Below are 4,950 nucleotides of genomic sequence, written 5' to 3'. Positions count from 1 at the left end.
GAATGGTTCTCAAGCAACGGCGTCAGCGTCGGCAATCCGTTACGCGGTCCTCGTTTCGAACAGTTCGCCATGGTGGCGCAGGGCGCCGCATCCGGACTCGGCGCGGCGCTCGTGCCGCGTTTCCTGATCGCCGACGAACTCGCGTCAGGGCGTCTCGAGATCCTGTTTCCGCGCAGCCTCATCAGCGAGGGCGCCTATTACCTCGTCTATCCCGAGGCCAAGGCGGAAGCGCCGCTGGTGCGGTCCTTCCGCGATTGGATCATGGCCAAAATCGCCCAGGAATAGAGGCTCACTCACGAATACACGTCACTCAAGAATACACGTCACTCGAGAATACACGTCACTCAAGAATACACTCTTGGACGACGCAGCACCTTCCAGCTCAGGCTGCAGGCCACGAGACCGCATGTGGCGATGGCGACGACCATCGACACGGCCGTGCCGTTGAAGAACGCGCTGACCAGGACGATCACGGTGGCGCCCGTCGCCAGTTGCAGCGTGCCCATCAAGGCCGCCGCGGTTCCCGCGATCGGTCCATGCGTTTCGAGCGCGAGCACCGCGGTCGACGGGATGATGAGTCCGAGGCAGCCGAACGCCATGAACAGCATGCCCCACAACACGACCGCGCTGTCGACGCCGGCCATGGTGATCAGAAACAGCGACGTCGTCAGGACGGCGAACGTCGAGATCGCCGTCAACACGACGCGCGGCGCTCCGAACCGGCGCATGAGCGTCGCGTTGAATTGCGCTCCGCCGATGAAGGCGATCGCGTTCGAGGCGAAGACCAGGCTGTACTGAGACGGCGTCAACCCGAAATGCTCGATGAACACCACGGACGAGCCGGCGAGATAAGCAAAGAAGCTCGATTGTCCGAGGCCGCCGATGAAGACGAGCCCGAGAAAGTGCCAATCCTTGAGCAGGAGGCCGTACGTGCGCACGACCTGCGCGACCGTGGCCTTCTCGGCGGAGGGCTTGCGGGTCTCGGGCAGCAGAGTCGCGACGACCACAAGGCCCAAGAGACCGACCCCTGAGATCGCCCAGAAGATCACGCGCCAGCTGAAGAACTCGGTGAGCGCGCTTCCGGCGAGCGGCGCGAGGATCGGTGAAACGCTGAAGACCAGCATCGATGTCGCCATGAGACGTGCAGCCTCGGCGCCCGTATGCAGATCGCGAATGATCGCGCGGGTGATCACCATGCTGGCGCAGGCTCCGACCCCTTGCAGGAACCGGAACGCGATCAGCGTCTCGGCGTTCGGTGCGAAGCTGCATCCGATGCCGCCGATGATGAACAGCGTCAGCCCGAAATAGATCGGTGGCTTGCGGCCGACATGATCGGAGACCGGCCCGTAGACGATCTGAAAGATCGCGACGGCCGTGAAGAAGCTCATGAGGCTCATCTGCACCAAGCCGATATCCGAATGGAGATCGCGGGCGATCGCCGGGAAGGCCGGCAAATACATGTCGATGGCGAACGGTCCGATGGCGGACAGCATGCCCAGCACGAGCGCATTGCGGAGAAAGGAAGACTTCATGGAAAGCGTCCGAAATGCCCGTTCGCGGCGAACGGGACAGGAAACGGCCCGCGACTCGGCACGAGCGCAGGGGACAAAAAGCAACTGATGGGGGGTTCGGGCCGGCGGCGGGCGACGAATCGCAAGAATGCGCGCCATCGCGGGCCGCACTTTATGCCGCAATGGTAGAACGTCAAGCCCCGTTCAACCGGGATATGTGACGCGCAAAGCTGCGCGCCACGCCATGATCCATCGAAAGCCGGCTCAGAGAAGCGCGCTTTCCTTGCGTCCCGACAGGTGGAACGCTGCGTAAACGGCAAGCCCGGTGAGCGTCAGGAGAATGGTCGAGAGCGCCGACGCCGTTCCGTATTCGCCGTCCATCACCGAGAGATAGATACGGACCGGCATCGTGATCGTGTTGCCCACATAGAGCACGAGCGACGAGGAGAGCTCGTTCATCGCGGTGACGAAACTCATCAATCCGCCGGCCAGGATACCCGGCACGATGAGCGGCACGGTGACCTTCATGAAGGCCTTGCCCGGCGAATAGCCGAGACTCACGGCGGCATCTTCGAGGCTCGGGCTGACCTGCTTCAGCGCCGCCGCGACGGAGCGGGCCGAATAGGGCAGGCGGCGCACATAGATGGCGAGGATGATGATGAGGCCGGTCCCCGTCAGCGCGATGGGCGGATTGTTGAACTGGGTGATGAAGGCGATACCCATGACGATACCCGGCACCACATACGGAACCATCAGGAGGCCATCGAGCGCGCCGGTGGCAAGACCCGGCCGCCGCGAGATCAGGTAGCCGATGAGCGTGCCGCTGATGACGATGGCGAACACCGCCGCCGACGAGAACATCAATGTGTTCCAGATCGGCGCAGAGACGGTCGCGATCACCTTCTCGTAGCTCTGCAGGCTGAATCCCGGCTGGAACACCGGACCGCTGGTACGGCGGAACGAGAACAGGATCACGATGATCGCCGGCATCGCACCGACGAGCACGATCACGTAGGCGAGCGCGTGAAGGCCGAGCGATTTGAGCCCGCCGACGTGCTGCCGTTCCGGCTTCTTGATCAGGTTGCTGTAATAGACGTTGCGGCGCAGAACCCAGCGTTGGGCGAAGACGATCAGCATCGAGAGAAAAATCAGCACCATGCTGAGCGCCGACGCCATGCCGGGATTGCCGCCGATTTCACCGCCGAACAGGTTGAACGCCTCGGTGGCCAGGACGTTGAAGTCGCGGCCGATGATGCGCGGCGTTCCGAAATCCGCGATCGACAACACGAAGGTCAACAGCGCGCTGGCGGAGATGGCGGGGAGGATCAGCGGCAGCGTGATCGTGAACAGCCGCCGCGTCGGCGAGACGCCGAGGCTCTCCGCGGCCTCTTCGAGCGATCGGTTGAGCGCCCCGAGCGCGCCGGACGTGATCAGGAACACGTGCGGGAAGAATTTGAGGCTGAACACCATGATGACGCCGGCGACGCCGTAGATCGGCGGAATCGAAATGCCGATCGTGGCGAGAAACTTGCGCACCACGCCGCTCGCGCCGAACAGGACGATCCACGCATACGCTCCGATGAAGGGCGGCGCGACGAGGGCGATGACGGCCAAAGTCTGGATGATGGCGCGACCACGGATGTGGAAACGCGTGGTGATGAAGGCGAGGGTGACGCCGAGAACGAGCGCGCCCGTCATGCCGCCCAAACCCGCGATGAAGGTGTTGCCGATCGCCCGCTGATAGACGCGCGTCGTGAAGATCTCGATGTAATGAACGAGGGAGAAGGCGCCGCTGTCGTTGTCGAGAAGGCTCGCCCGCAGGATCGCCGAGAGCGGCCAGATGAGGAGCATGAACAGCACGGCCCACGCCGCGATGAGCACGATGGTCCAGATGTTGAACCGGAACGGACGCGTCATGTGTCAGCCCGCCTTCACGAGATCGCCGTTGGAATCGAACAGCGCGATGCGCGAGACCGGCAACCGCACCTCGACGTCGTGCCCCTCGGCCTTGAGGAACGCCGCGCTCGGATCCGAGACCTGCGCGACGATCTCGCCCGCTTCGGTCGCGATCGTGAACTGCGCTTCCCGCCCGAGGAACGTCACCTTGCGCGCTTTTCCCTTCAGAACGAGCATCTCGCCTTGGTCGGCCTCGCCCTCGAGAATCACGTTCTCCGGGCGAATGGCGATCTCGACCGGCCCGGTCGGGAGATTGCCGGGCAGGGCCAGCGATTGCTGGCCGACGATCAAGCGTCCGCCGTCGATGCGCGCCGGGAGGAAGTTCATGGTGCCCACGAACGACGCCGCGAAACGCCGCTTCGGCTGGCGATAGATCTCGAAGGGCGTGCCGATCTGCTCCACGTGACCTTTGTTCATGACGCAGATCCGGTCGGACACCGCGAGGGCCTCCTCCTGATCGTGGGTCACATAGATCGTCGTGATGCCGAGCCGTTTCTGGATGTCCCGGATGTCCTCGCGCAGTTCGATGCGCAATTTGGCGTCGAGGTTCGACAAGGGCTCGTCCATCAACAGAAGCGTCGGACGGATCGCCATCGCTCGCGCAAGTCCAACCCGCTGCTGTTGCCCGCCCGACATTTCCGACGGCAGCCGGTCCTGGTAGCCGTCGAGGCGAACCATCTTGAGACTTTCCGCGACGCGGGTCGCGATCTCGGCTTTCGGCAGATTGCGGGCCTTGAGGCCGAAGGCGACGTTTTCGGCCACGGTCAGGTGGGGAAAGATCGCGTAATCCTGGAACACCATGCCGATATCGCGCTTGTGCGCCGGCTTGGCGTCGATGCGCTCGCCCTTGACGATGATCTCGCCCCGGTCCTGGAGCTGAAAGCCGGCGATCGCCCGCAGAAGCGTGGTCTTGCCGCAGCCGCTCGGGCCCAGAAGGGTGAAGAACTCCCCCGATCCGATCGTGAGATCGACCCCTTTCAGGACGTGAACGTCCCGAAAGCTCTTGGCCAACCCCTTAATGGTCAACTCCGCCACGCCCCTGCTCCCAGCTTTCTAGTTTAACTACGTCTTATGCCGTTCCGACTTTACAAAACTTCTGGCGTTCAGCAACATGCCGTAGCTTTGCTACCTAATCCGGGGAGGACGGGATGTTGAAAGTCGGAATAACAACAGGCGTATTGCTCGCTACATTGAGCGTCAGCGCCATGGCGCAAGACAAGTCGGTCGTGGTGTATACCGCCCACAAGGCCTCGATCGTCGATGCCCTGGCGCCGAAATTCGAGAAAGAGACGGGCCTCAAGCTCGACGTGGTGAAGGCCGGTTCGGGCGACATCATCAAGCGCGTGAAGGCGGAAGCCTCCGCGCCCAAGGCCGATGTGATCTGGAGCATCGGTGGCGAGCAGCTCGAGGACAACAAGGACCTCCTGGCGACCTACAAGCCCAAGGACGACGCCGCGATCATGCCGGCCTACAAGGTCAGCCC

Annotated in this window: 5 protein-coding genes; 2 read left to right on the top strand and 3 right to left on the bottom strand. The window is 63.0% G+C overall.

Annotated features, from left to right (window positions below; translation table 11 throughout):
- Positions 1–285: LysR substrate-binding domain-containing protein (locus tag AC1DT3_RS11915; protein ID WP_477465465.1), on the top strand; the 285-nt coding region annotated here is incomplete at its 5' end.
- 59 nt (positions 286–344) lie between these two features.
- Here the strand turns inward: AC1DT3_RS11915 and AC1DT3_RS11910 are convergent.
- The 3 genes from AC1DT3_RS11910 to AC1DT3_RS11900 form a co-directional block, all read right to left on the bottom strand.
- Positions 345–1,532: a multidrug effflux MFS transporter gene (locus AC1DT3_RS11910; RefSeq protein ID WP_477465464.1), complete on the bottom strand. Its 1,188-nt coding sequence runs from the start codon at positions 1,530–1,532 to the stop codon at positions 345–347.
- 243 nt (positions 1,533–1,775) lie between these two features.
- On the bottom strand, positions 1,776–3,428 hold the full coding sequence (locus tag AC1DT3_RS11905) for an ABC transporter permease (RefSeq protein ID WP_477465463.1): 1,653 nt from the start codon (positions 3,426–3,428) through the stop codon (positions 1,776–1,778).
- A 3-nt stretch (positions 3,429–3,431) separates the two neighbouring features.
- On the bottom strand, positions 3,432–4,502 hold the full coding sequence (locus AC1DT3_RS11900; protein WP_477465462.1) for an ABC transporter ATP-binding protein: 1,071 nt from the start codon (positions 4,500–4,502) through the stop codon (positions 3,432–3,434).
- Between the two features lie 113 nt (positions 4,503–4,615).
- On the opposite strand from AC1DT3_RS11900, the gene AC1DT3_RS11895 reads away from it, so the two are divergent.
- Positions 4,616–4,950, top strand: a 335-nt coding sequence (locus tag AC1DT3_RS11895; protein ID WP_477465461.1) for a substrate-binding domain-containing protein, incomplete at its 3' end; no start/stop codon positions are given.

The sequence above is a fragment of the Microvirga sp. P4_G7 genome, from assembly GCF_056401005.1.
Note: the sequence above shows the minus strand (reverse complement) of the source record. Positions and strands in the feature narration are given on the sequence as shown.

What these genes read in the sequence shown, in the direction of transcription:
- AC1DT3_RS11910 (WP_477465464.1), bottom strand. Translation starts at nt 1,532, where the DNA reads ATGAAGTCTTCCTTTCTCCGCAATGCGCTCGTGCTGGGCATGCTGTCC.
- AC1DT3_RS11905 (WP_477465463.1), bottom strand. Translation starts at nt 3,428, where the DNA reads ATGACGCGTCCGTTCCGGTTCAACATCTGGACCATCGTGCTCATCGCG.